The organism is Natronomonas moolapensis 8.8.11 (assembly GCF_000591055.1).
In the GTDB taxonomy this organism is placed as follows: domain Archaea; phylum Halobacteriota; class Halobacteria; order Halobacteriales; family Haloarculaceae; genus Natronomonas; species Natronomonas moolapensis.
Genome location: NC_020388.1, coordinates 2,875,208 through 2,899,607 on the forward strand (window position 1 = coordinate 2,875,208; position 24,400 = coordinate 2,899,607).

23 protein-coding genes are annotated in these 24,400 nt (G+C 66.1%); 8 read left to right on the forward strand and 15 right to left on the reverse strand.

Annotated features, from left to right (window positions below):
* The 4 genes from hemL to hemB form a co-directional block, all read right to left on the reverse strand.
* A complete protein-coding gene (gene hemL / locus NMLP_RS13810; protein WP_015410753.1) occupies positions 1-1,341 on the reverse strand; it encodes a glutamate-1-semialdehyde 2,1-aminomutase in 1,341 nt (446 codons plus the stop codon).
* A 305-nt stretch (positions 1,342-1,646) separates the two neighbouring features.
* Positions 1,647-2,090 (reverse strand): Lrp/AsnC family transcriptional regulator, encoded by a 444-nt coding sequence (locus tag NMLP_RS13815; protein WP_015410754.1) that lies wholly within the window; start codon positions 2,088-2,090, stop codon positions 1,647-1,649.
* 8 nt (positions 2,091-2,098) lie between these two features.
* The gene (locus NMLP_RS16040; RefSeq protein WP_015410755.1) at positions 2,099-3,772 is read right to left on the reverse strand and encodes an ammonium transporter; all 1,674 of its coding nucleotides are present in this window, start codon (positions 3,770-3,772) and stop codon (positions 2,099-2,101) included.
* A 305-nt stretch (positions 3,773-4,077) separates the two neighbouring features.
* The gene (gene hemB / locus NMLP_RS13825; RefSeq protein WP_015410756.1) at positions 4,078-5,058 is read right to left on the reverse strand and encodes a porphobilinogen synthase; all 981 of its coding nucleotides are present in this window, start codon (positions 5,056-5,058) and stop codon (positions 4,078-4,080) included.
* A gap of 87 nt (positions 5,059-5,145) precedes the next feature.
* Between hemB and NMLP_RS13830 the strand changes: the two genes are divergently transcribed.
* The gene (locus NMLP_RS13830) at positions 5,146-5,607 is read left to right on the forward strand and encodes a methylated-DNA--[protein]-cysteine S-methyltransferase (protein WP_015410757.1); all 462 of its coding nucleotides are present in this window, start codon (positions 5,146-5,148) and stop codon (positions 5,605-5,607) included.
* Here NMLP_RS13830 and NMLP_RS13835 read toward each other — a convergent pair.
* From NMLP_RS13835 to NMLP_RS13845, 3 genes are all read right to left on the reverse strand, one after another.
* Entirely contained in the window at positions 5,604-6,263 is a 660-nt protein-coding gene (locus NMLP_RS13835; protein WP_015410758.1) for a hypothetical protein, read from the reverse strand. The two genes, NMLP_RS13830 and NMLP_RS13835, sit on opposite strands and share 4 nt — an antisense overlap.
* Before the next feature lie 63 nt (positions 6,264-6,326).
* The gene (locus NMLP_RS13840) at positions 6,327-6,860 is read right to left on the reverse strand and encodes an FxLYD domain-containing protein (RefSeq protein WP_015410759.1); all 534 of its coding nucleotides are present in this window, start codon (positions 6,858-6,860) and stop codon (positions 6,327-6,329) included.
* A 91-nt stretch (positions 6,861-6,951) separates the two neighbouring features.
* Positions 6,952-7,347 carry a zinc ribbon domain-containing protein gene (locus tag NMLP_RS13845; RefSeq protein ID WP_015410760.1) on the reverse strand — a complete coding sequence of 132 codons (396 nt, stop codon included), beginning with the start codon at positions 7,345-7,347 and terminating at the stop codon, positions 6,952-6,954.
* Between the two features lie 194 nt (positions 7,348-7,541).
* Between NMLP_RS13845 and NMLP_RS13850 the strand changes: the two genes are divergently transcribed.
* The gene (locus NMLP_RS13850; protein WP_015410761.1) at positions 7,542-8,426 is read left to right on the forward strand and encodes a S24/S26 family peptidase; all 885 of its coding nucleotides are present in this window, start codon (positions 7,542-7,544) and stop codon (positions 8,424-8,426) included.
* Positions 8,427-8,470: 44 nt separating this feature from the next.
* Here the strand turns inward: NMLP_RS13850 and phaC are convergent, their stop codons facing one another.
* The 4 genes from phaC to NMLP_RS13870 form a co-directional block, all read right to left on the reverse strand.
* Positions 8,471-9,892: a class III poly(R)-hydroxyalkanoic acid synthase subunit PhaC gene (gene phaC / locus NMLP_RS13855; RefSeq protein ID WP_015410762.1), complete on the reverse strand. Its 1,422-nt coding sequence runs from the start codon at positions 9,890-9,892 to the stop codon at positions 8,471-8,473.
* Complete coding sequence (locus tag NMLP_RS13860) at positions 9,889-10,434, reverse strand: poly(R)-hydroxyalkanoic acid synthase subunit PhaE (protein WP_015410763.1); 546 nt, start codon at positions 10,432-10,434, stop codon at positions 9,889-9,891. Before NMLP_RS13860 ends, phaC begins: the two co-directional genes overlap by 4 nt.
* Positions 10,435-10,503: 69 nt before the next feature.
* Positions 10,504-11,142: a hypothetical protein gene (locus NMLP_RS13865; RefSeq protein ID WP_015410764.1), complete on the reverse strand. Its 639-nt coding sequence runs from the start codon at positions 11,140-11,142 to the stop codon at positions 10,504-10,506.
* On the reverse strand, positions 11,135-11,470 hold the full coding sequence (locus NMLP_RS13870; RefSeq protein WP_015410765.1) for an AbrB/MazE/SpoVT family DNA-binding domain-containing protein: 336 nt from the start codon (positions 11,468-11,470) through the stop codon (positions 11,135-11,137). Before NMLP_RS13870 ends, NMLP_RS13865 begins: the two co-directional genes overlap by 8 nt.
* A gap of 134 nt (positions 11,471-11,604) precedes the next feature.
* Between NMLP_RS13870 and NMLP_RS13875 the strand changes: the two genes are divergently transcribed.
* Positions 11,605-12,252 carry a MaoC family dehydratase gene (locus NMLP_RS13875; protein ID WP_015410766.1) on the forward strand — a complete coding sequence of 216 codons (648 nt, stop codon included), beginning with the start codon at positions 11,605-11,607 and terminating at the stop codon, positions 12,250-12,252.
* 333 nt (positions 12,253-12,585) lie between these two features.
* On the opposite strand, the gene NMLP_RS13880 is transcribed toward NMLP_RS13875, so the two are convergent.
* Entirely contained in the window at positions 12,586-12,927 is a 342-nt protein-coding gene (locus tag NMLP_RS13880; protein WP_015410767.1) for a hypothetical protein, read from the reverse strand.
* A 245-nt stretch (positions 12,928-13,172) separates the two neighbouring features.
* On the opposite strand from NMLP_RS13880, the gene NMLP_RS16045 reads away from it, so the two are divergent.
* Positions 13,173-13,301 carry a hypothetical protein gene (locus NMLP_RS16045; RefSeq protein ID WP_269453334.1) on the forward strand — a complete coding sequence of 43 codons (129 nt, stop codon included), beginning with the start codon at positions 13,173-13,175 and terminating at the stop codon, positions 13,299-13,301.
* 1 nt (position 13,302) lies between these two features.
* On the opposite strand, the gene cgi121 is transcribed toward NMLP_RS16045, so the two are convergent.
* Both cgi121 and NMLP_RS13890 read right to left on the reverse strand, forming a co-directional pair.
* A complete protein-coding gene (gene cgi121 / locus NMLP_RS13885; RefSeq protein WP_015410768.1) occupies positions 13,303-13,806 on the reverse strand; it encodes a KEOPS complex subunit Cgi121 in 504 nt (167 codons plus the stop codon).
* Positions 13,807-13,822: 16 nt separating this feature from the next.
* Entirely contained in the window at positions 13,823-16,132 is a 2,310-nt protein-coding gene (locus NMLP_RS13890) for an ATP-dependent DNA helicase (protein ID WP_015410769.1), read from the reverse strand.
* Positions 16,133-16,285: 153 nt separating this feature from the next.
* Here NMLP_RS13890 and NMLP_RS13895 point away from each other — a divergent pair, with 153 nt between their 5' ends.
* Both NMLP_RS13895 and NMLP_RS13900 read left to right on the forward strand, forming a co-directional pair.
* On the forward strand, positions 16,286-17,740 hold the full coding sequence (locus tag NMLP_RS13895) for a sensor histidine kinase (protein WP_015410770.1): 1,455 nt from the start codon (positions 16,286-16,288) through the stop codon (positions 17,738-17,740).
* A gap of 63 nt (positions 17,741-17,803) precedes the next feature.
* Positions 17,804-18,046 carry a ferredoxin gene (locus tag NMLP_RS13900; RefSeq protein WP_015410771.1) on the forward strand — a complete coding sequence of 81 codons (243 nt, stop codon included), beginning with the start codon at positions 17,804-17,806 and terminating at the stop codon, positions 18,044-18,046.
* Positions 18,047-18,070: 24 nt separating this feature from the next.
* On the opposite strand, the gene mdh is transcribed toward NMLP_RS13900, so the two are convergent.
* On the reverse strand, positions 18,071-18,982 hold the full coding sequence (gene mdh, locus NMLP_RS13905; protein ID WP_015410772.1) for a malate dehydrogenase: 912 nt from the start codon (positions 18,980-18,982) through the stop codon (positions 18,071-18,073).
* A 271-nt stretch (positions 18,983-19,253) separates the two neighbouring features.
* Between mdh and uvrA the strand changes: the two genes are divergently transcribed.
* Positions 19,254-22,187 (forward strand): excinuclease ABC subunit UvrA, encoded by a 2,934-nt coding sequence (gene uvrA / locus NMLP_RS13910; protein WP_015410773.1) that lies wholly within the window; start codon positions 19,254-19,256, stop codon positions 22,185-22,187.
* An 87-nt stretch (positions 22,188-22,274) separates the two neighbouring features.
* Positions 22,275-24,203 carry a DNA-directed DNA polymerase II small subunit gene (locus tag NMLP_RS13915; RefSeq protein ID WP_015410774.1) on the forward strand — a complete coding sequence of 643 codons (1,929 nt, stop codon included), beginning with the start codon at positions 22,275-22,277 and terminating at the stop codon, positions 24,201-24,203.
* Positions 24,204-24,400 lie beyond the last annotated feature (197 nt).

Here is a 24,400-nt window from a genome sequence, read left to right on the forward strand (position 1 = left end):
TTATAAAGCCATCTTGTACGCTTCCAGCGTCTCCTCGACGTCCTCGTCAGTGTGGCCGTAGGAGACGAAGTTCGACTCGAACTGGTTCTGCGAGAGGAGGATCCCCCGCTCGCGCATCTCCGGGCGGAACAGGCGGGCATACCGGTCGGTCTCGGCCCGCGTGACGTCGGTACCGCGCTTCGGGCAGGCGTCGTGGCGGCCACATCCGGGGGCCTGTCGACAGCCGTTCCGACAGGGGTCCCCCTGTGGGTCGCCCTCGGCACGAGTGAACACGAGTTTGAAAAGCGAGTGCGATCCGACGACGGTGTACTCGGGGGCGTGGTCGGCGACGATGTCGGAGAGTCCCTCGCGGAGCTTCTGGCCGAGGCGGTCGACGTGGTCGTAGACGCCGTTCTCGGCGCAGTACTGCAACGTCTCGAGGCCCGCCGCCATCGTCACCGGATGTCCGGAGAAGGTGCCCGCCTGGAAGACGTCGCCGGAGGGCGTAAAGCGCTCGATGTACTCCGTCTTGCCGCCGATAGCGCCGACCGGGAAGCCGCCGCCGATGATCTTGCCGAACGTCGTGATGTCGGGGTCGATCCCGAACTCGCTTTGGGCGCAGCCGAGACCGCCGACGCGGAAACCGGTGATCACCTCGTCGAAAATCAACAACGAGCCGTACTCGTCACAGAGTTCCCGGAGGTGCTCGTGATAGCCGTCGACCGGATAGACGATGCCCATGTTGGCCTGGATCGGTTCGACGAGGACGGCGGCGATGTCCTCACCGTGGGTCTCGAAGGCTTCGCGGGCGGCTTCGGGATCGTTGAACGGGACCGGGATCGTGTGCTCGGCGAAGGCCTGTGGGATCCCGGCGGTCGACGGTTTCGGGTCGTCGGCGTCGCCCTCGACGAGCGTCGACTCCTGGGCACCGTGGTAGCCGCCCTGCATGACGAGGATCTTGTTGCGCTCGGTGACCGCGCGCGCGAGTCGGCAGGCCGAGACGGTCGCCTCGGTGCCGCTGTTGACGAACCGGATCATCTCGACGCTCGGGACGTGCCGGCAGACGAACTCCGCGTGTTCGACCTCGATATCGCTCGGCATTCCGTACATTGGTCCCTCGGCGGCCCGCGATTGGACCGCCGCCTGTAGTGGTTCCGGCATGTCGTGGCCGAGCAACAGCGGTCCGAGCCCACAGACCCAATCGATGTATCGGTTGCCGTCCGCGTCGACGACGTGGCCGCCCTCGCCGTGGTCGACGAAGACCGGATATGGCTGTGGTGCGGCCCGAACCGAGGAGTTCACGCCACCGGGCATGACCGACAGTGCCCGGTCGTACAGCGAGCGAGAGGCGTCGTGGTTCATGTCCGCCACTTTCGCTCGCGGCCCCAAAGGGTTACCGTCGACCGTCGAACGTTCCGCTATCGTGGCACCCGAAGCTGGCAACTAGAACGTTGTGTTTTTTGCCATATATTAATACATGCATCCGGTTATTTAACCGCCGATAGCGAGTATTGCTGTGTTCGTCCCGGATAACATCCACCGGCCGTGTAGTGTAGAATGCCGCGATCGGCGCGGCACCCGCACAGCGCTGCCGACCACGAACCGAAGCGGCTGGCACCCGCCGGTTCCTCCGTGGGATCCCACCCGGGATCCGATTTTTTGCCGGACTACTCCGGAATCGGACAGTCGTCCTCGCGGCGCACCGACACAACCGTGTCGGCCTCCACCCGGTGGATGTCGGGGTCGTCGTGGAGTTCGCGCAGACAAGCCGCGATCGCGGCCTCGCTCTCGAACTTCCCGATCGCGAAGACGGGGTGGGGGCCGCTCGTCTGGTACACCGTGACGAACTGAGCGCGTTCGCGGAGCCGGTCGGTTACGTCGTCGATCACGTCGAGTTCGACGCCGAGCCGAAAGACAGCGGTCCCGTAGCCGAGTTCACCGTAGTTCAGTTGGGCGGTGTAGCCGTCGATCGTGCCGCGCTCCTCGAGCGCCCGAAGGTGTTTTTGTATGGTCGTCGGGACCACGTCGGTCGTCGCCGCGATGTCGCGGATGTCGGCGCGGCCGTCGCGACACAGCGCCGCGACGAGTTGTTCCTCGAACCGCTCCGTCATCGACACGGTCAGACCGCGTCGGGTCCGACCTCACCGGTCCGGATCTGGTAGGCCTCCTCGACCGGGAGGATGAACACCTTCCCGTCACCGGGTTCTCCGGTCTTCGCGGCGTCGCTTATCGCTTCCGCGACGTCGGCCGCAGGGATGTCGTTGACGACGCACTCGATTTTGACCTTCTGGTGGAGGTCGACGCTGTACTCCTCGCCGCGCCACTGTCCCGTCTTGGCGGGCTGGGAGCCGCGACCGGAGACGTTCGTGACGGTAAGCGACGGGGCACCGATCTCCGCGAGCCCCTGTTTCACGTCGGAGAGCTTGTCCGGACGGATGAACCCCATGACCATCTTGATCTCGGAGTCGTCGACGGGTTCGCCACCGTCGGGCAGCAAGCGGCCCGTCTCGTCGTCGGACACGTGGCCGCCGTCGGTGGCGATTGCGTCGCGGCCGCCGAACTCGGGGTAAGTGTCGACGCCGTGCTCGGAGACGTCGAGGCCGTCCTGTTCGTGCTCCGCGGAGACGCGGGCCTGGCCGGTGGCTTTGAACGCGTACCAGATGATTGCGGTCGTAGTGAGCGTCCAGCCGCCGATGATGACAACGCCGACGACCTGGGCGAGGAACTGATTGACAACCGAGTCGACGACGCCGGGCAGCGCGACGAACGGCATCAACAGCGTGCCGAGGACGCCCGCGCTGCCGTGAACCGGAAAGACCGCACAGACGTCGTCGATCTTGAGCGTGTTCGAGACGAACTCGAAGACGATCGGCAGCTGTGCACCGGCGAGGATCCCGACGACGAACGCGCCCCACCAGGTGGTCGAGTTCGGGATCGCCGTAATCGCAGCCAGTCCGGCGAGCATGCCGTTTGCGGTGTACAGGGTGTCGACCTTGCCGGATCTGAGCAGCGAGACGGCGGCGGAACCGATCGCACCCATCCCCATCGCGACCGTCGTCGTCATGGCCACCTGGCCCAGCGTATTCACGCCAGCCCCGCCCGTGTCGAAGGCACCGGCGGTGCCGACGTTGAACCCGTACCACCCGAAGCAGAGCATGAGTGTTCCCAGCACTGCAAACGTCATCGAGTGGCCGGGGATGATGTTCACCGAACCGTCCTCGTTGTATCGGTCCATCCGCGGACCCAAAACGGCCGCGGCGGTGAGTCCAGCGATGCCGCCCATCCCGTGGACGATCATCCCGCCGGCGAAGTCAGCGAACGGAGCACCGACGAGCTGTTCGACGAGTCCGGTTTCGGGGGCTGCCCACGTGAACGCCGTGATGACCGGGTAGATCACGGCCGCCAGCAGGAACGTGTAGGTGATGTACGCGCGGAGTTTCGCACGTCCGGCGACGGCCCCCGAGACGATCGTCGCGGCGGTCATCGCGAAGACGGCGCCGTACAGCCAGCTGACGTACCCGCCGGCACCGGCGGCCGGCGAAAAGCCCACACCGCTCGCCAGGCTCTCGATGCCGGTTCCAATGAGGAAGAACACCGTGACGCCGACGGACCACGTCAGCATGTTCTTCGTGAGCTGATTGGCGACGTTCTTCGAACGCACCTGCCCCGCTTCGAGCATCGCGAACCCGGCGTGCATGAAGAAGATGAGGAAGGTCACCGTCAGGATCCACGTTTCGTTGACGGCGGCCTCCACTGCTTCCATACCGGTCTGCATCGGGATCGCCTCGATCATCGTGTCACCTCCGGTTCGAACCCGCACATATTCTCATATACGTCCATAGTTTTGTATTGTTCTGCTACGTTTGTATGCTGCATTACGTCTCATCCTCATGGAAGCCCCCTACATAAATGTTGGAGTTTATATTCCACACTTCATGTCAATATATATGGCCGATCGTCAGATATATGCAAGAATAATATCAATATAAGGTCGTACGACGTCAAGAATTGAACGCGTTTTGCGGCGTGTTTCTGGACATTCGTGTGACCGCAAGGCGGCTGCTCGCCCGCGATCCGCCCGGATTCGGCTTGCGCGCGCTACAGCGCGTCGGCGACGTCCTCGGCGAAGTACGTGATGATTAGGTCAGCACCGGCGCGTTTGATCGACAACAGCGACTCGCGGGCGACCGCTTCCAGGGAGAGCCACCCGCGGTCGGCGGCGGCGTGCAACATCGCGTATTCCCCGGAGACGTTGTACGCCGCGACCGGCCTCTCGAACGACCGGCGGACGTCGGCGACGACGTCGAGGTACGGCAGGGCAGGTTTGATCATCAGGACGTCCGCCCCCTCCTCGACGTCGAGGGCGACCTCGCGGCGCGCCTCGCGCGCGTTCGCGGGATCCATCTGGTAGTGTCGCCGGTCGCCGAAGGCGGGCGCGCCGTCGGCGGCGTCGCGGAACGGGCCGTAGAAGGCCGACTCGTACTTCGCGGCGTAGGACATGATCGGCAGGTTCTCGTAGCCCGCCCCGTCGAGTGCGTCCCGGATCGCACCCACCATCCCGTCCATCATGCCCGAGGGGGCGATCATGTCGGCCCCCGCCTCGGCGTGTGAGACCGCGACCCGCTCAAGCCGTTCGAGCGTGGCGTCGTTGTCGACAGTCAAGCGGGGGTCCGATTCGGCCCCCGCCTCGAGGATTCCGCAGTGGCCGTGGCTCGTGTACTCGCAGAGACACGCGTCCGTGATCGCGTAGGCGTCGGTCTCCGCGGCGATCCGCCGGACCGCCCGCTGGACGACGCCGTCGTCGGCCCACGCGCGCGTGCCGGTTTCGTCCTTCGACTCGGGGATCCCGAAGACGATGACCGCTTCGACTCCGGTGTCCGTGATCTCCCGGACCCGGTCGACACACGCCTCCGGGGGGACGCGCTCGTGGCCGGGCATCGACTCGATTGCGACGCGCTCGTCGGCCGTGGCGTCGACGAACACCGGCGCGACGAGGTCCGTCGGCGACAGTTCCGTCTCGCTGACGAGCGGCCGGACGCCGTCGGTTCGGAGCCGCCGGGGCCGGTCGTGAAAGTCCATGACCGGGGTTACGACCCGACCGACATATGGGTTGTCGTCCCCGGCCGCGGCCCGCACGTTCAAACCACCTCCGCCCGAACGAGGGATATGGATACCCAGCCCGAAGCGGGCATCTACGCCCGAGAGTCACCGTATCTGGAGCGGTACGTGCAGGTGGGGATCGCAAGCGAACGCGTCCTCTCAGTGTCGTTTCCGGAGACGTCCGACGGCGAGGACGACCACCCGGTGTTGGATCAGATCGAGGAGTACCTCCGGGGAACGGCCGACGACTTCGAAGACGTCGAGGTCGCGTTGACGATGGCCACCGACCGTCGGTCGGCATTGGAGACGCTTCGAACAGTCCCCTACGGCGAAAACGTGACCGTTCGGGGGCTCGCGCGGATGACTCCCGGCCTCGATCCCGAGTCGGCCGACGATCAGACGCTTCTCAGGACGGCCCTCGAGGAGAACCCTGCCCCGGTCGTCGTCCCCGATCACCGGGTCACCGACGGACCGAGCGCCGCGCCACCGATAGTCGAGCAACGGCTTCGGTCGCTGGAGGGGCTCTAGTCGTCCCCGAGCGCGCGGCCGATCCCCGGGACGACGGCCGCGAGGCGCGTGACCCACCCGAGTTCGAACAGGCCGGTCTGCGAGAGGACGCCGAGGGCGAACAACAAACCGAACAGGGGGACGTCGACGCCGACGATCGGGGCGGTAGCGAGCGGATCGAAGAGGATCGGGTCGGGCGTGAGGCCGTCCCGGGCAGCGGTGAAATCGGCGAGCGTGACCGACCCGGAGGCGAGGGCCGCGCCGACGAAGGCCGTCACGAACGTCAGCGCGACTCTGGTGAGCGTGAGTCCGAGGACTGCGCCGCCGACCCCGACGAGGACTGCCACGGGGTAGCGGACGAGTCCACCCGCGGTGAAAAGCGGCGTCACCGCGTAGAGACCGAGATACGCGCCCACGACGAACGACGGGACCGCCGTCGCAACCGAGAGCGCGACCGAGGCGAGGACGGCTCCAAGGACCCCGCCGGCGACGACGGCGGCGGCGAGCCCCACGACGCCCCCAGTACCGACGATCCCCAACAGTTGCGGTGCGAGGACGTAGCCCCCGGCAGCACCGATCAGGACGCCCAACAGCGCGGTCGCATAGACCGACAGCGCCGCGCCGAAGAGGACGAGTACCAGTCCCGCGAGCGCGACCCCGACGTCGAGGAGTTCCATATCGGGCCCTCGGGGGCCACCGGAATAAGTGTAGACGGCAGCGAATCGGGGATCGGCCGCCCCCTACCCCTCGACGGTCACCTCGACGTCGAGTGTCTCGAACTCGGAGAGGGCCCGATCAGGGCCGAACCGGGCGAAAAACTGCCGTTCGGCGCCCGCCCCGACGTCGTCTAGGGCGACGGTATCGCTGCCGAGCGTCCCGTCGGCACCGTCGGCGAGCGTGATGCGGATCGAGGCGGCGTCGGCGGGGCCGTCACCGACGTTTCGAACCGTCCCGGTGACGAGGACGGTTGCGTTTTCGGTTCCGGCGTCGTGGAGGGTGGCCTCGGCGTCGTGTTCGAGTTCGGGGTCGTCGAAGGCGCCAAACCCCACGAGAAACCCCGCGGTCCCGGCCGAACAGAGCACGAGAAAGGCGATCCAGACCGCGGGGCCGGCGGCCGGAACCCGCGCCCGTAGCGGGAGGATCGACAGCGCGAGCGCCCCGGCGAACAGGAGTGCGAGTCCGCCCCACGCCGAGTACGCGAGGACGAACCCCGAGAAGACGACGGCGACGGCTCCGAGCGCCATCGCCAACGCGTCGCCGTTCGTGAGTCCCATAGTCGGTTACGCCGGTGGAGCGACAAAAAACGGTCGTGATGCGGCGGACGGCACGGTTCGTCTCACGCCGTCGTATGCGGTGTCTCGAGCGTCACACGATGGCGAACGCCGCGGCCCCGGCGACGAACAGCACCGTGGTCGTCGCCGCTGTCGGGCGGACGCCGATCGGCCGGCCGAGGCGGGATTCGATCGCGGCCTGAACCGGTGGGAGGACGAAGATACCGGCGAGAAGAAAGAACACCCCAGCGACGTCGGTCAGCGTCGCCAACCCGGCCACGACGCCGAGATAACCGAGGGCGTACTGGAGCCGGGACCGAAGTGTGCCGTCGCTCGAGCCGGACCCGACACCTCCACCGATCTGTCGGGCCCGCCGATCGATGTACTCGTCGAGCCGTCGGCTGGCTTCGTCGTTCTGTGGGGTGGCGCAGTTCGAACAGAAGTTGTCGGACTGGCCGAGGTCGGTTCCACAGTTTCGACACGACGGCATCGGTGATCGAACTGAACTACCGCGAGCGCGCTTATCAACGTGCAGTCCGCCTCAGCGTTCGAAATGCACTCCGACCCACGGATCGAAACCGAGCGCCCGCCTCGGGGGTACACCCGGTTCCGGAATCGGGGACGGCGGGGCGGCCGTGTACGAACCCAGAACGTTCACGTTCGTCGCCCCGCTACGGGCGGACAATGACAGACAGGACGGACGAGCGTCGTCGCGACGACCCGTCCGACACGTCGCCCGAAGACTACTCCGACGAACTCTTCGACGCGCGTGGCGACGGGCCGACTACGGGCGAGAACGGCGGTGGCTCTCCGGACGGCGGCTGGTTCCACCGGCTTCGAACCGCCGATTCGGGGGCGTTGATCTACGTTCGGGACGTCCTCACGAGCGTCGCGATCGTGCTCGCGATCGGTGTGTTTCTCTTCGCGATCAGCGGCGTCTGGCCGCCGATGGTGGCGGTCGAATCCGGCAGCATGGAGCCGAACATGGAGCGCGGGGACCTGATATTCATCGTCGACAACGGCCGCTTCGTCCCGGGGGGAGCGATCGACACCCCGGACGGATCCACGGGGGTCGTCCCGGCCGACGTGGCCGCCGAGCGCGGCCGAACGACGTTCGAGCGCCCCGGCGACGTCATCGTCTTCCGGCCCAACGGCAACACCGGGCAAACGCCGATCATCCACCGCGCGATGCTGTGGGTCGAGGGGGGCGAAAACTGGTACGACCGGGCCGACCCGGGTGCCACCGGCGGCGCCGAGGACTGCGCGGCGTTGAACCACTGTCCGGCACCCCACGCCGGGTTCATCACGAAGGGCGACAACGAAGTGACGAACGCGAACTACGACCAGGCGTCGCGGCTCTCGGCACCGGTCCGTCCGGAGTGGGTCGTCGGCACGGCCGAACTCCGGGTGCCGTACCTCGGACACGTCAGGCTGTTGTTTTCGGGTGTGACGGTGTCGACACCCGCGGTCGAGGCGGAACCCCTCGGAACCGGAGCGGACGACCCCGAGACCACCGGACCCGAAACGAGCGAGGCCGGAACGTCCACGGTCGGGACGATCAAGGCTTAAATACCGCGGGCGTAGCGGTCAAAAAAAGACGAACTGGGGGAACGTTACTCGATCTGTGCGAGCCACTCCTCGGCCCGCGTGACGCTGACGTTCGCTGCCTCGGCGATCGTCTCCGCGTCGGCGGCCCCCAGCGCGTCGACGGTGCCGAGTCCGGCATCGCCGAGGCGCTCGGCGTACGTCGGGCCGATCCCGGCGAGCGTTTCGACGCTCTCTGCGGAGGTGTCGTCCTCGGTCTCGGCGTCGTCGGGGGCTTCCGCGTCGGCCTCGCCGGTGGCGGTCCCGTTGGCCTCGGTGTCGGCCGAGGGGTCGTCGTCGATCTCGATCTGGACCGCATCGTCCGGAGACCCTTCGGTCGAGTCCTCCTCGACCGGATCAGCCGGCGATTTCTCGAAGTACCACTCGGCGACCTGCGGCCAGACGTCGCTGTGGCTCGATCCAGAGACGGCAAGCCCGATGTGGCCGGTCGGATACTCGAGTATCTCGGTATCGTCGCTGCCGACGATGTCATTGAACGGCTTGCTCGTCTCCGGCGGGATGAGGTGGTCGTACTCGCCGATGATCTGCAGGATCGGGACGTCGATCTCCGTGACGTCGACGTGCTCACCGCCGACGTACATCTCGTTGTCGTAGAGTTTGTTGTCCTGGTAGATGTCCTCTAGGAACTGGATGTACGTCTCGCCGGCGAGGTCGATCCCCTCGTCGAGCCATCGCTCCATCCGGGCGAAGTTCTCGACGAAGTCGTCGTTCTCGAGGTTCTCGTAGAGCCGGATGTACTTCGAGACGTAGTTCGCCACGGGGTCCATGAGGGCGAAGCCGATGTCGAGCATGTCCGCCGGGACGTTGCCGTAGACGTCGACGACGTCGCGGGGGTCGTAGTGCTCCTCGTCGCCCCACAGCTCGAGGACGCCGCCGGTCCCCTGGAAACAGAGGCCTGCGGCCATCAGCCCGAGTGCCTGCACCTTCTCGCCGTGGAGGGCGGTGTAGATCGACGTCATCGTCCCACCCATGCAGTAGCCGAGGATGTTGATCTTGTCGGCCCCGGAGCGCTCGCGGACGACGTCGACGCAGTTGTCGATGTACCGGTTGACGTAGTCGTCGAGCGTGAGGTGTTGATCCAGCCGCGAGGGTTCGTTCCAGTCGATGAGATAGACGTCGTGACCCGCCTCGAGCAGGCGGCGGACGACGCTTCGTCCCGGCTGGAGGTCGAGAATGAACGGCTTGTTGATCAGCGCGTAAACGATGAGTATCGGAGTCCCGTGGGGCTCGTCGACCTCGGATTCGTAGTGGAGGAGTTCGAGTTTGTTCTCCTCGTAGACGACCTCACTCGGGGTCTGTCCGACCTCGACGTTCTCTATTCGTTCGGCCTGCTCGCTCGCGATCGAGGTGCGTTCGACCGACTCGACAGTGGTGTCGAGCAGTTCGCGCTGGAAGTTCAACGCGAGCGAGAACGGGTTGTTGGTGCTCATTCGAGTGCCTCGATGATTCGGTCGAGTTTCTTTTCGACGCTGTGTTGACGCCGCTCCAGTTCGATGATGCGCTCGCCGACTTCGTCGATGTCCGATTGGGTCGGCATCCCGAGCTGTTCGAGGGTATCCTCGCCCATCGAGTCGACCTCCTCGCGCATCTCCATCATCGCGTTGACCAACTGGCCGTTCGCGGCGGCGAAGGCGGAGGTACCCATGACCTCCTTGAACGCCTCGTTGGCGCTCTGTAGCCAGATATCGCGGAACTCCGTCATGTCGACGTCCTCGCCCTCGGCAGCCGCGGTCGTCCGGCCCGACATCTCCTCGGCGGCGTTCATCCAGACCTCGTAGGCGTCGCTGTACCCTTCGACGCTGCTCGAGAGGGCCTCGTCGTCCGGCATCGAGTCCTCCATCGCGTCGGCCCACGATTCCATGAACGCCGCGCTGGCCTCCATGTTCTGCTCCATCGACTGGGCGACCGCGTTGTTCATGTTCTCGACTAGTTCGTTCCACTCGGCCTGCATCTGCTTGTTAGTGTTACTCATTGTTGATGTGTCCTCGGTTGATCTACAAAAATGCGATGCATTGTGTTCGTCATTTCGGGATCTCCTCGGTTACTCCTCGGCGTCGAACCCCGTCGACGGGACACGCTCGAGCATCTCCTCGAGTTGCGTCTGGAACTGCTGGAGTTGGGCCTCGAACTGCTCGCTAAACGCCTCGGCCGGAGCGTCGAACCCCTCGGCGACGTCTGCGTCGCCCGACTCGAGTTGTGCTTGCAGTTCCTCGAACTGCGTTTCGGCCTCCTCGAAGGCCTCGAGCGTCTGGGACTCGATCTCCTCGTGGGCCTCGAGCACCGCGTCGAGTTGATCGTTGAGCCTCGCCAGGGAGTCGGCGGTCAGTTCCTCGTAGGCGTCGGATCGGTCCTCGGCCTCGGTGCCGACCGCTTCGAAGGCATCGGCGTGGCGGGACTCGATCTCGTCGAACTGCTCGTCGACGGTCGATCGGATCTCCGCGACGGCGTCGTCGGCCCCGGGAATCGTCGCTTCGACCGCGTCGAGGTAGTCGTGGAGGCCGGTTCGCGTCAACTGGACGCTCCGTTTCTGGGCGGCCTCGGTCTCGTCGACGCCCTCGAGGAGGGCCTGGCCCATCCGTCGCTGGAGTTCGATGCCCTCCTCCATCGCCTTCCGGCTCTGTTGGATGCTCGTCCGCTGGAGTTCGAAGACGGCCTCGAGCGGGTTGGGGTGTTCACTCATCGTCGTCACTCCGGTTTCGCTTGACCGGTACGACGACGGTCTGGACGATGTCCCCCTCTCCGATGTCGAGGGCCTCACGCTCGGCGTCGGGGATCGAGATCCGGCCGCCGCTTTGAATCCGGGTTTTGAACGTCGCCATCTGGGTCATCGTTCCGAGCTGCTCGGAGATGTTCCCGAGATCAGGGGTGGCGCCCACTCCAGCACTCATAAAGAGATTCTGGAGTGCTTCCTGTTGTTTCCGCGTCGCCTGCTCGGACGTCTCCTGTATCGCTTTCATCACGTTCGGCGGCCACATCAGACCGTCCGTGTTTTCGTTCGCTTCCGGCATGACACCGGATAAACTCCCGGAGTGGATAAATCTTCCGAAACGTGGCAACATATGGTTTTCAATACCATCTAATGGTTTTCAACCCCTGAAAAGGCATCAGGTTTTAGTAGTGGTGGCCCGTATGTCGAGAGGAGATGAGCAATAGTTCGTACCCGGTGCCGTTCGATACGTGGGCGGAGACGTCCTCGCGCGTACTTAATACGTTTCTCGAAGCGAACCGAGCGGCCAACAAAGCCGCGTTTTCGGCGTTCGGGTCGAAAGCGATCCAACCGACGGCGCAGAACGGCTCGAGCGAGCCCGCAGTCGCCCTCAAATCCGAGGAGCAGCGACTCGAAGCCGGGGCGGACCTCGGGGGCTGGGAGACCGAACGGCTGATCGAGGGAGAGCTCTCTGTCGGCGACTCGGTCAACTTCACCAAGACGATCTCCAAAGACGACATCAAGCGGTTCGCGGCCGCCTCCGGGGACACGAACCCGATCCACCTCGACGACGAGTTCGCCTCTGATACCCGGTTCAACGGACGTATCGCCCACGGTATCCTGGTGTCGGGACTCATAAGCGCCGCGCTCGCCCGCCTGCCGGGCAGCGTCGTCTACCTCTCGCAGGATCTCGAGTTCCGTGCCCCGGTTCGGATCGGGGACGAGGTGACCGCGACGGTCGAGATCGTCGAGGACCTCGGCGGCGACCAGTACCGGATTCAGACGACCGTCGTGAAGGGCGAGGACGCGGTCATCGAGGGCGAGGCCGTCGTCCTGATCGACGAACCGCCGGCTGACGACTGAAGCCGACCGTTGTCGCCCTCCTCGAGGGGCATTCGGAGGGATCGACGCTCGCCGAGGACGCGCCGTATCCGCCCGATACCGGCCTCCGTCCGGAACCGACGCCGGCCGCGCGCGGTTTCGTCGTGTGCGAAACATCGGGGAGCACGCGCGACGAGGGATCACACACCACGGCCCCGGTGGCTCTCGCTCGGTTCGGCCACGCGTTCGTTCTCTCCACAGAGACGGTGTTTCGGAGACGGTAGGGGGGACTCCGGCGACTACGAGCGTTACGTTGCTACGGAGACGTACCTCGGGCGCCGGTGGCGCACCGAGAGGCAGCTCGTGGGGAACGGATCAACTCGAAAGGCCAGCGAGTTCCTCGTCGGCCTCTAGTCCCTCCCGGAGACGACTCGAATCGGCGTCGAGGGCGTACTGGGGGCGACCCTTCCCGACGGGCGAACGGTCCTCGGGGCGCTGTTCGTCGACGAAGTCGGTGTCGGCCAGACCGGCCAGCGCGCGGATCACGTCGGCGTCCGAGAGGCTCCCGACCGGTTGGCTGTCGGCAGCCTCGAGGAGCCGTTTCGCCTCGGATTTGATCTCGGCGGCGTCGGCCGGCGTCCGGTCCGCATCGGCCATATCGACCAGACAACAGAGGGTAATCCGCTGTGCGAACGTCATCGAGTCGGGATCATACATACATCGATGGACGACAGCGGAGGAAATAAATCCTGTCCAAGACCGTGAAGGATCGACGAACCGGGTCGGTCGACAGCGGGGGCTGATGCCGACTGATGGTAGGGGCAGGGATCGATCGGTGTGGTCGCCGGTCAGACCTCGGTCGAAAGCGCCCGGCGGTCGATGAGACGGCGGACGCGCCGCCGGGGCGCGCTGTCGGGACGGGGGCGCAAAAAACATATATTCCGGGACGGTCCAGAGGACGTATGTCAGGACGCGCCGGATCGGACTGCCCGGAGTGCGGCGGCCAGCTGAGCTCGAACGACGGGGGGATGAACTACCGGTGTCGGGACTGCTCGCGGGAGTTCGACAGCGCTGACGTGTTTCTGCTGTGAGCTACCGTTCGACGACGAGGAGCGCGACCCGCTCGAGGACCAGCGCTGCCAGGCCGGCGTCGGTTGCTTCGAGTTCGGCCGCGTCGATATCGTAGAACGAGCGGACCCGCGCCTCGTCGTACGCCCCGAGCGTCGGGGCCGAAGCGAGGAGCTCCTCGATCGCTTCGGCGGCGGCCTCCTCACCGGGACCGTCGACGAGGACGACTGCCGGGGTCTCACCGGGCGAAAGACCCATTTCGAAGGCCCGGTCGATCTGCCGACGACCGGCCGCGTACAGCGCGATCTCGACCCCCCGATCGCGAGCGATCGCCTCGCCGCGGGCGCGCTCTCTGTCCGCGAGTTCGACGGCCCGCGCTATGTGGCGACGGGAGACGACGTAGCGGGCGTCGAACGCCTGGACGGTCGCGTCGTGAGCGGTCGCGATTTCGCCCGTACGCTCGAGGAAGGCGTCGACGTCAGCGAATCGGTCCCCGCCGATCGACACGATCCCCTCGATCAGCCGCACTACCGATCACCGCCCATCAGAAATCACCGAGGTTGGACTGATCGTCGCCGGTCCCGTCCGCCGCCCTCCCGCGTTCGCCGTCACCGGGGATCGCCGTCGCGTCCGGGCTGACGCCGTCCATGCCCGAGTCGGGATGGCCGGCCGCCTCGAGGACGTTCTCGGCCGTCTTTGTTCGTCCGCGGAGCGCACCGAGGACGACCGCCTTGTCGGCCTCGCGGAGGTCGGCCCGGGTCTCGATACCGGCGTCGTAGAGCCGCCGTGCGCGCTTGCGGCCGACGCCCCGGACCCCCGCGAGGTCGATCAGCTCCTCGCCGACGCCGTGTTTGACGCGCTGTCTCGCCTCGCGGATCGTCGGAACGCACTCGAGACCGAGCTCGCCCGCGAGGGACTCGGCCGCCCCGAGTAGCCACTCGGCGGTGTCGACTTTCCCGCGGATGTCGCCCGGGCCGACCCCGTAGCGTTCGGCGATCTCGTCCTCGTCGAGCTCGCTCGCCCAGTCTTCGAGCATCCGGGCGGTCTTCAGCGCCGACAGCCAGTCCTCGAAGCGCTCCTCCTCGAACTCGCTGGGGATCGCACCGAGGAACTCCGACTCGCGCTCGTAGGCCACCATCGTGTACTCCTCTCGGTCGCCCGAGCGGAGGTACAGCTCGTACATGTCCGGCGTGCGGGAAACGAGGTGATACAGCCCCATCGCCGTCGGGGTGCTCGCGCCCTCGAGCCCGTCGAGAACCTCCGCGGCGCTCATCGGATCGAGATACAGCCGCGAGACGGTGTGGCCGAGGTTCGTCGCCCCGATTGTGCCGTCGCGGTCGATGAAGTCGTTGGCATCCAGGTACTCGAGCGTCGAATCGACGATCCGCTCGAGGTTGTCTCGGGCGGCGCCGTCTCGGGGGTCTCTCCGGCCGTCAGTGTCTGTCTCGTCGTCGGATCCGGCCCCGCGTCGGTACTGGGTCGCGTACAGCGTCCGGTCGAGAAAGTTCAAAAGCGCCGCCCGCGAGTCCGCGAACCCGGAAGCGACCGTCGCGAGCAGGTGGGTTCGCATCGACGGCTCGCGCGCGAGTTTCGACTCAACCGGTTCGGGGTCGGCCCAGACGTAGCGGTCGAGCAACTCGTCGAGTTCGTCGTGGCTCTTCGCCAGCAACAACGCCTCGCCGTAGGGATCCCGCCCCGGACGGCCCGCCCGCCCCATCATCTGGTGGACCTCGAGCACGGAGAGGGGTTTCATGCCGCCGGCCTCCCCAGAGTAGCGCCGCCAGTCCCGGACGACGACGCGTCTGGAGGGGGTGTTCACGCCGGCCGCGAGCGTCGGCGTGGCCGAGACGACCTTTATCAGCCGGTCGCGGAAGGCGTCCTCGACGATCGAACGATGTTCGCTCGAACAGCCGGCGTGGTGGAAGGCGGCGCCCTTCTCGACGCAGGCGGCGAGGTCCTCGCTGGTCTCGGTGTCGGAGACGCCGCGGATCTCCTCGGCGAGATCGGTCAGTTGCCGGCGCTCGTCTTCGTCGAGTCCGTCGCAGCTCGTGTTGGCCAGCCGCTTTGCCGCCCCCTCGGCGTTCCGCCGGGAGTTGACGAACACGAGCGTCGACCCGTCCTCGGCGAGCGTGTCGCGGACGATCGCTTCGGTGGGTTTCTCGTTGGAGCCGACGCGGAGTTCGCGCTGTGAGCCGTCGCCGAAATGTAAGGCCTGCCCGTACTGGACCCCCGTTTTGAGTTCGATCGGCCGCCACGCGGAGTCGACCAGTTCGGCGTCGAGCCACTCGGCCATCTCGCCCGCGTTGCCGACGGTCGCCGACAGGGCAACGACCTGGAGGTTCGGATTGATCCGCCGGAGTTTCGCGAGCGTCACCTCCAGCGTCGGTCCCCGGTTGGGGTCGTCGACGAGGTGGACCTCATCGCTGACGACACAGTCGAGGTCGTCGACCCACGGCGCCCCGTTTCTGACGAGCGAGTCGACCTTCTCGCTCGTGGCCACGATGACGTCCTTTCCGGTGAGCCACTCGCCCGTGTCCTCGTAGTTGCCGGTCGCGACGCCGATCGAGACGCCGTAGGGTTCGAACGCCTCGAACTCCTCGCGTTTCTCGCTGGCGAGCGCCCGCAACGGAACGATGTACAGCGCCGTCCCGCCGCGCTCGACCGCCGACAGCATCCCGAGTTGGGCGATGAGGGTCTTGCCGCTCGCGGTCGGGACCGACGCGACCAGGCTGTTTCCCTCTGCGACCCCGGCCTCGACGGCGTCGGCCTGCGGCGGATACAGCGACTCGATGCCCTCCTCCCGGAGGTGCGCGGCGAACCACGGCGGCACCCCGGACACGTCGGCGACATCCATTAGGATTCGGTTGTGCGTCGTCGAATGTAAAGTGTCGTATCGCCGGCGAGCGATCGACCGAGCGGGTCGAAGATGGATCATAAATACTGCGGGAGCCTATCGGTGGATGAACTCCGCAAAACCGTTTTGTTTTTTCGGGCCGAACGATAGCTAATGTCTTCGGATCTGCGCTCGACACCGTTTGATCAGCGTGGGGTGTCGGTGCTGCACGTCGACGACGACCCGTCTGTTCTCGATCTGACGTCGGCGTTTCTCGATAGGGAGTTAGAGGCGGTCTCCGTTGCGACCGAGACGTCACCGGAGGACGCGCTCGCGCGGCTCGAAAGCGAGGGATTCGACTGCCTCATCAGCGATTACGACATGCCCGGCATGAACGGGCTGGAGCTGTTCGAGGCGGTCCACGAGGACCACCCGCTGCTCCCGTTCGTCCTCTACACCGGCAAGGGGAGCGAGGAAATCGCGAGCCAGGCCGTCAACGCCGGCGTCACCGGCTACTTCCAGAAGGGCGGTCCCGACCAGCAGCGCCGTCTGGCGAACCGCGTCGAGCAGGCCGCAGCGGACTACCACACGCGGATCGAGGCCGACCGGTACTCGACGGTCCTCCGGGCGCTCGAGTACCCGATCTACGTCGTCGACGAAACGGGCGTGTTCTCCTACGTCAACGACGCGCTGGTCGAGATGACCGGCTACGAGCGCGAGGAGATTATCGGTAGTCCGACGGGCATCATCAAGGACGAGGCGGCCGTCGAGGAGGCCGAAAACCAACTCGGATCGATCCTCTCGCACGAGGGGCCAGACACCGCCCAGTTTCCCGTCGACATCCAGCCGAAGGAGGGCGATCCCATCCCGTGTCGGGACCACATGGCCGTCCTCCCCTACGAGGGCGAGGAGTTCCGCGGCAGCGTCGGCATCCTGCGGAACACCTGTTCGGAGGTGCGCCGCGAGGCCGAACTCGAACGCCGCGAGGCCGAACTCGAACGGCAAAACGATCGCCTCGAGCGGTTCGCGAGCATCGTCTCCCACGACCTCCAATCGCCCATAAGCGTCGCGACGGGACGCATCGAGTTGGCGAAAAGCGGAATCGGCGAGGGGGACGGAGAGCACCTCGACGCCGCTATGGAGGCGCTCGACCGGATGGAGACGATCGTCGAGGACACACTCACCCTGGCCCGGCAGGGCGACACGGTCGGCGACGTCGAGGCAGTGTCGCTGTCGACGATCGTCGAGGAGTGTTGGCGGACGACCGACACGGGCGGGGCGACCGTCGAGATCGTCGAGGACCTGCGGTTCCGTGCGGACCCCGACCGGCTCCGGAACCTCCTCGGAAACCTCTTTACGAACGCCGTCAACCACGGCGGCGACAACGCCACCGTCCGGGTCGGGACGACCGAGGACGGGTTCTACGTCGCCGACGACGGCCCCGGCATCCCGCCCGAAGACCGATCGGACGTGTTCAATCCTGGCTACACGACGTCGGCGGACGGCACCGGCTTCGGGCTGGCGATCGTCGACGAGATCGCCGCCGCCCACGGCTGGCGCGTCTCGGTGGCGGAGTCGACCTCGGGCGGGGCGCGCTTCGACATCGAGGGTGTCGTCGAGGCGCCGTAGGCGCGAGACCGAACGGGTCCTCGGCGCCGTCACGCATTTGACCCTGTCGGCCGAACGGCGTGTATGAAGGTGCGCTTCGACCGCGAGACCTGTATCGGGATGTTCCAGTGTACTGCCGAGTGGGACGGGTTCGAGAAGGACGAAGACGAGGGAAAAGCCGATCTCGCCGGAAGCGAGGAGGTCGAACCGGACGTCTTCGAACGGGAGGTCCCGGCTGAAGCCGAACTCGACGCGAAGTTCGCCGCGCGGGTCTGTCCCGTCGACGCCATCGAGGTCTACGACGACGACGGCGAACAGATCGTATAGCGTCGAAAAGCCGAATCGCGGCGATCAGCTGATCTTTTCGTACTGCTCTTCGAGCTTCGCCGCGGCCTCGTCCATCAGTTCCGTCTCGTAGTCGTCGAGGTTCCACTCGATTACCTCTTCGACGCCGTCGGAGCCGAGTTTGACCGGGATGCCGAAGGCGGTGTTCCCGTGGCCGTACTCGCCGTCGAGGACCATCGATCCGGGCAGCACCTCCCCGGTATCCTCGAGGACGGCCTCGACCATGTGGGCGACGCCCGTCGCCGGACCCCACTGGGTCGCGCCCTTGCGTTCGATGACGTCCATCGCGGACTCTTGGAGGTCCTCGAGGATGGCTTCGCGCTCGCCCTCGAAGTCGGGATCGGTGCCGTCGACGCGGACCTTCGAGAAGACAGGTACCTGCGCGTCGCCGTGTTCGCCGAGGATCGTCGCGTCGACGTTTCCGACGGGGACGTCGAAGCGCTCCGAGAGGACGTACCGGAAACGCGCGGAGTCGAGGCGGCCACCGAAGCCGATCACCTTGTGGCGGTCCCGGTCGCCCGACTCGTAGAGGTGGCGGTTGAGCAAGTCGACGGGGTTCGACGTCGTGATCGAGACGTACTCGTCGTTGTGCTCGTCGAGCGACGCGCCGATGTCCTCCATGATCGGGGCGTTGTCGCCCGCGAGGTCGATCCGGGTCTGGCCCGGTTGCCGGGGGATGCCAGCGGTGATGACGACGACGTCGGAGCCCGCGGTGTCCGCATACTCGCCCTGAACGACGGTCGTGTTGGAGTCGTAGGCGATCCCGTGGTTCGTGTCGGCCGCCTGTCCGATGGTCGTCTCGCGCTGGTCGGGGATGTCAACAAAGACGAGTTCGTCGGCGATGTCCCGGAGCGCGATGTTGTACCCAGCAGCCGCACCGACGGTGCCCGCGGCACCGACAATGCTAACTTTGGTCATGATCGTTCACAGACGGGCGGGGAGGCCGATTAACTCTTGTCTTTTTTCGCCGGGAACGGGAGTCAGCTGAACGGCCGTTCGAGCCGCGTTACCGCCATTTTTAACTGTCCGTCGAAACCGAACTCGTCAACCCACGTACCGATCCGGCGGGGGGCACATGCGGTCGGGGCAAACGGGGACAGCGGACAACTCGGGAGGCCCACCCCGGCGTATCGACCCGCGAGGCGCCGCAACCGACAGGATTTCACGCTGCGGTCCCTTTCGCCCGGTAATGACCGACGACATCGTCGTCCGCGGTGCCTCCGAACACAACTTGAAGGACATCGACGTGTCCATCCCGCGCGAGGAGTTCACCGTCGTCACCGGCCTCTCCGGGTCGGGCAAGTCCTCGCTCGCGTTCGAGACGGTGTACGCGGAAGGCCAGCGACGCTACATCGAGTCGCTCAGCGCCTACGCCCGGAACTTCCTCGGACAGATGGACAAACCCCAAGTCGAGAACGTCGAGGGGCTCTCGCCCGCCATCTCGATCGACCAGAAGAACGCCGCGAACAACCCCCGATCGACGGTCGGGACCGTCACCGAACTCCACGACTACCTGCGGCTGTTGTACGCCCGCGTGGGTACGCCGCACTGTCCCGAGTGTGGGCGGGAGGTCGGCGAGCAGAGCGCCCAGCGGATGGTCGAGCGACTGCTCGAGCTTCCCGAGGGGACCAGAGCGAAGATCTGTGCGCCGGTGATTCGCGACCAGAAGGGGGCCTTCGAGGACCGCTTCGAAGCGTTCGTGGGCGACGGGTACACGCGCGTCGAGGTCGACGGCGAGGAGTACGACCTCTCCGTCGAACGCCCGGACCTCGACGAGAACTACGACCACACCGTCGACGTCGTCGTCGACCGGGTGAAACTGTCCGCCGACGCCCGCTCGCGGATCACCGACTCCGTCGAGACCGCCCTCGAGGAGGCCGAGGGGGTCTTGAAGATCATCTTCCCCGACCCGCCGGCGGACGCCGAGGTCGGCACGGAGAGCCGGAACACGGGCGATCTGTCCGGGGAGGACGCCGAGCGCCTCGTCGTCGAGTTCTCCGAGGAGTTGGCCTGCACTCACTGTGGGATCGACCTCCCGGAGATCGAGACGCGCTCGTTTTCGTTCAATTCCCCGCACGGGGCCTGCCCGGGCTGCGACGGGATCGGCGAGACGAAGGAGGTCGACGAGGACCTCGTCGTCACCGACCCGGACAAGCCAATCAAAGAAGTCTTCGAACCCTGGAGCTACAGCCGATCGTACTACCGGACCAGACTCGACAGCGTCGCGGCGCACTTCGGCGTGAGCGTCGAGACGCCCTTCTCGGAGCTTCCGGCTGACGTCAGACGGCAGTTCCTCTACGGGACCGACGACGAGGTCGTCTTCGAGCGGCGGACGAAGAACGGCACCAGACGGAAAGAAAAGCGCTTCGAGGGCGTCGTTCCGAACCTCGATCGCCGATACGTCGAGACGGACTCCGAGAGCACGCGCGAGCACATCGAGGACTATCTGGCGACGACGACGTGTCCCTCGTGTTCGGGCACGCGCCTGAGAGCCGAGTCCCGGGCCGTGCTGGTCGCCGGGACATCCCTCACCGACGTCAACCGCCTGTCGATCGGGGACGCTCTCGAACACTTCGAGGGGCTCGAGGCCGACCTCGACGAACGCGAGCGGACGATCGCCGAGGAGATACTGAAGGAGATCCGTGCGCGCCTCGGGTTCATGGAGGAGGTCGGCCTCGAGTATCTGACCCTCGATCGGGAGGCCGCCACGCTGTCGGGCGGGGAGAGCCAGCGAATCAGACTCGCCACGCAGGTCGGAAGCGGCCTCGTCGGCGTCCTCTACGTCCTCGACGAGCCCTCGATCGGACTCCACCAACGCGACAACGACCGGCTGCTGGACACCCTAGAGGGGCTTCGGGACCTCGGAAACACCCTCGTGGTCGTCGAGCACGACGAGGAGACGATGTGGCGCGCTGACAACGTCATCGATATGGGTCCGGGGCCCGGCAAGCGCGGCGGCGAGGTCGTCGCCAACGGGAGCGTCGAGGACCTGATCGACGCCGAGGCGTCGATCACGGGCGAGTACCTCTCGGGCGAGCGCGCGATTTCGGTCCCCGAGGAGCGCCGCGGTCCCGACGGCTACCTGACGGTTCGGGGCGCACGCCAGCACAACCTCGACGACCTCGACGTCGCTGTGCCGCTCGGCTGTTTCACCGCGATCACCGGGGTCTCCGGATCGGGCAAGTCGACGCTGCTCCACGAGATTATTTATAAAGGCCTCGTTAGGCGGATGAACGACACCGACGTATTCCCCGGCGAACACGACGACATCGAGGGGATCGACGAGGTCGAGACAGTGCGGCTCATCGACCAGTCGCCGATCGGGCGGACGCCGCGGTCGAACCCCGCGACCTACACCGGCGTCTTCGATCACATCCGCGAGTTGTTCGCGGAGACGAAACGCTCGAAACGCCGCGGCTACGAGAAGGGCCGGTTCTCGTTCAACGTCAAGGGCGGGCGGTGTGAGGCCTGCGGCGGGCAGGGGACCGTCAAGATCGACATGAACTTCCTCTCGGACGTGTACGTCCCCTGCGAGGAGTGCGACGGGGCCCGGTACAACGACGAGACGCTCGAGGTCACTTATAAAGGTACGACGATTTCGGACGTCCTCGACATGGAGGTCGACGAGGCCTACGACTTCTTCGAGAGCCACAGCGGGATCCGGCGGCGCCTGGAGCTGCTGAGAGACGTCGGGTTGGGCTACATGCGATTGGGCCAGCCCTCGACGACGCTATCGGGCGGGGAGGCCCAACGGGTCAAACTCGCGGAGGAACTCGGCAAACGCGACACCGGGGAGACGCTGTACCTGCTCGACGAACCGACGACGGGGCTTCACAGCGAGGACGAGCGCAAGCTGATCGACGTGTTACACCGGCTCACGGACGACGGCAACACCGTCGTCGTCGTCGAGCACGAACTCGATTTGGTGAAGAACGCCGACCACATCGTCGACCTCGGTCCGGAGGGCGGCGAGGGCGGCGGGGAGATCGTCGCCGAGGGGACGCCAGAAGCGGTCGCGCGGGTGGACGCGTCCCACACCGGACAGTACCTCCGCGATCACCTCCCGGCGGTCGAGATCGACGGCCCACGGGCGGACGAGCGGCGCGCCACCGGCGACGATTGAACCGGGGACGGGCGGGGGCGGCGACGTCGGGCGAGCGGAGGCGGGGCGGTTCGCTACGTTTTTTTCCGGTCGTGACGACGTGTGGTTGTGCCACTGGAGGAGCCGGCCCGGATCGCGCGCGAGCTCGCAAGCCACGGCTACGCCGCCGACCGGGAGGCGATCACGCTGTTGACGCAGGCGGGCGACACCGCGGCGGCGCTCGCGGTCGCGGTCGAGGCGATCCCGGACGACACGTTGAAACTCACCGCGTCGGACGTCCGGGACGCGCTCGAGGAGGGGTCCCGGGGCCGCCGCGACCCGATATGCGGCGACGACGCGGCGGACGCGACCGGGGACGACGCTTCCGTGGAGCCGACGGTCGGTACAGGAAAATCGGGAGACAGCTCCGGAGCCGCGGACGGAAACGCTGGCGAAACACCCTCTGTTTCGACTGGAACCGGGGGGTCGGGCGTGGGGGACGGTACCGATTCATCTCCAGTCGAAACAAAGGGGTCCTCGGGCGGAGTGGCAATGAACGAGGCAAAACCGGCGAACGAGGCAAAACCGGCGAACGAGGCAAAACCGGCGAACGAGGCAAAACCGGCGAACGAGGCAAAACCGGCGAACGAGGCAAAATCGGCGGACAGCCGACCGACGAGCGACGACTCGACGGGCGGTAGCCGGGCGGCCGACGCCCTGTCGGCCGACGGTCCGGCGGACAGCAGTTCGGCGGGTCCCGAATCGGACAGCAGTTCGGCGGGTCCCGAATCGGACAGCAGTTCGGCGGGTCCCGAGCCGGGCGGCGGGGGCGGCCGTGCCGTCGACTCGTCGCTTCGGTCGCTCGAAATCGACAACGACATGACCGGCTACTCGACGAGTACCGGCGAGTACGGCGACTTCGTGGCAACGTTTCGGGACCGCTACGAGCGCCTCGCCGGGAAGCTCAGGGGCCGGGTCAACCACCGGAACGCAACGGCGCTGCAGGCAAGCCCCGGTGGCGGAGACGCCGGTATGGTCGGGATGATCTCGGACGTTCGGTCGACGGCGTCGGGGCACTGGCTGATCGAGTTGGAGGACACCACGGGCGTCTTCCCGTGTCTGGTGATGAAAGACAGGCCGATCGCGGGGCTGGTTGAGGAACTGCTGCTCGACGAGGTGATCGCCGTCGAGGGAACACTGTCGGACGACGGCGGTATCCTGTTCGTCGACGAGCTGTACTTCCCGGACATCCCGCGGACGTACGAGCCGTCGACGGCCGACAGGCACGTCAAGGCGGCGCTTATAAGTGACGTCCACGTCGGGAGCCAGGAGTTCGTGGGCGATGCCTGGAGCCAGTTCGCGTCGTGGCTCCACACCGAGGAGGCCGAGCGGATTGAGTACCTGCTCGTCGCCGGCGACATGGTCGAAGGCGTCGGCGTCTACCCCGACCAAGACGAGGAGTTGGACATCGTCGATATCTTCGATCAGTACCGGCGGTTCTCGGAGCGTTTAAAAGAGGTACCGGGGGATCTGGAGATCGTGATGATACCCGGCAACCACGACGCGGTCCGGCTGGCCGAACCGCAACCCGGGTTCGACGAGGAACTCCGGTCGATCATGACCGCCCACGACGCCCGGATCGTCTCGAACCCGGCGGTCGTCACGATCGAGGGCGTCTCGGTGCTCATGTACCACGGCGTCTCCCTGGACGAGGTCATCGCCGAACTTCCCGAGGAGAAAGCCAGCTACGACGAGCCACATCGTGCGATGTACCAGCTGTTGAAAAAGCGCCACGTCGCCCCGCAGTTCGGCGGCCACACCCGCCTCGCCCCCGAAGAGACGGACTACCTCGTAATGGATGAGGTACCCGACATCTTCCATACAGGCCACGTCCACAAGCTCGGATGGGGAAAGTACCGAAACGTGATGGCGGTGAACTCCGGCTGTTGGCAGGCCCAGACGGACTTCCAAAAGAGTGTCAACATCGATCCCGATGTCGGATACGCACCCGTCGTCGATCTGGACACGCTGGATATGACCGTCCACAAGTTCTCGTAGCGCTGAAGCTCTCGTCGTGCCGAGCGTCCTCGTCGTGTCGAGCGTTCTCGTCGTGCCGAGCGTCCTCGTCGTGCCGAACGTTCCCGTCGTGCCGAACGTTCCCGTCGCGCTGAAGCACGTGTCGGGCGCGCGATACCGCCGGGAGGGAGCTCCCGGCAGCGTCGATCGGATGACGGTTTATTTATACGTAACCGGGG

What these genes read in the sequence shown, in the direction of transcription:
- hemL (WP_015410753.1), bottom strand. Translation starts at nt 1,341, where the DNA reads ATGAACCACGACGCCTCTCGCTCGCTGTACGACCGGGCACTGTCGGTC.
- NMLP_RS13815 (WP_015410754.1), bottom strand. Translation starts at nt 2,090, where the DNA reads ATGACGGAGCGGTTCGAGGAACAACTCGTCGCGGCGCTGTGTCGCGAC.
- NMLP_RS16040 (WP_015410755.1), bottom strand. Translation starts at nt 3,772, where the DNA reads ATGATCGAGGCGATCCCGATGCAGACCGGTATGGAAGCAGTGGAGGCC.
- hemB (WP_015410756.1), bottom strand. Translation starts at nt 5,058, where the DNA reads ATGGACTTTCACGACCGGCCCCGGCGGCTCCGAACCGACGGCGTCCGG.
- NMLP_RS13830 (WP_015410757.1), top strand. Translation starts at nt 5,146, where the DNA reads ATGGATACCCAGCCCGAAGCGGGCATCTACGCCCGAGAGTCACCGTAT.
- NMLP_RS13835 (WP_015410758.1), bottom strand. Translation starts at nt 6,263, where the DNA reads ATGGAACTCCTCGACGTCGGGGTCGCGCTCGCGGGACTGGTACTCGTC.
- NMLP_RS13840 (WP_015410759.1), bottom strand. Translation starts at nt 6,860, where the DNA reads ATGGGACTCACGAACGGCGACGCGTTGGCGATGGCGCTCGGAGCCGTC.
- NMLP_RS13845 (WP_015410760.1), bottom strand. Translation starts at nt 7,347, where the DNA reads ATGCCGTCGTGTCGAAACTGTGGAACCGACCTCGGCCAGTCCGACAAC.
- NMLP_RS13850 (WP_015410761.1), top strand. Translation starts at nt 7,542, where the DNA reads ATGACAGACAGGACGGACGAGCGTCGTCGCGACGACCCGTCCGACACG.
- phaC (WP_015410762.1), bottom strand. Translation starts at nt 9,892, where the DNA reads ATGAGCACCAACAACCCGTTCTCGCTCGCGTTGAACTTCCAGCGCGAA.
- NMLP_RS13860 (WP_015410763.1), bottom strand. Translation starts at nt 10,434, where the DNA reads ATGAGTAACACTAACAAGCAGATGCAGGCCGAGTGGAACGAACTAGTC.
- NMLP_RS13865 (WP_015410764.1), bottom strand. Translation starts at nt 11,142, where the DNA reads ATGAGTGAACACCCCAACCCGCTCGAGGCCGTCTTCGAACTCCAGCGG.
- NMLP_RS13870 (WP_015410765.1), bottom strand. Translation starts at nt 11,470, where the DNA reads ATGCCGGAAGCGAACGAAAACACGGACGGTCTGATGTGGCCGCCGAAC.
- NMLP_RS13875 (WP_015410766.1), top strand. Translation starts at nt 11,605, where the DNA reads ATGAGCAATAGTTCGTACCCGGTGCCGTTCGATACGTGGGCGGAGACG.
- NMLP_RS13880 (WP_015410767.1), bottom strand. Translation starts at nt 12,927, where the DNA reads ATGTATGATCCCGACTCGATGACGTTCGCACAGCGGATTACCCTCTGT.
- NMLP_RS16045 (WP_269453334.1), top strand. Translation starts at nt 13,173, where the DNA reads ATGTCAGGACGCGCCGGATCGGACTGCCCGGAGTGCGGCGGCCAGCTG.
- NMLP_RS13890 (WP_015410769.1), bottom strand. Translation starts at nt 16,132, where the DNA reads ATGGATGTCGCCGACGTGTCCGGGGTGCCGCCGTGGTTCGCCGCGCAC.
- NMLP_RS13895 (WP_015410770.1), top strand. Translation starts at nt 16,286, where the DNA reads ATGTCTTCGGATCTGCGCTCGACACCGTTTGATCAGCGTGGGGTGTCG.
- NMLP_RS13900 (WP_015410771.1), top strand. Translation starts at nt 17,804, where the DNA reads ATGAAGGTGCGCTTCGACCGCGAGACCTGTATCGGGATGTTCCAGTGT.
- mdh (WP_015410772.1), bottom strand. Translation starts at nt 18,982, where the DNA reads ATGACCAAAGTTAGCATTGTCGGTGCCGCGGGCACCGTCGGTGCGGCT.
- uvrA (WP_015410773.1), top strand. Translation starts at nt 19,254, where the DNA reads ATGACCGACGACATCGTCGTCCGCGGTGCCTCCGAACACAACTTGAAG.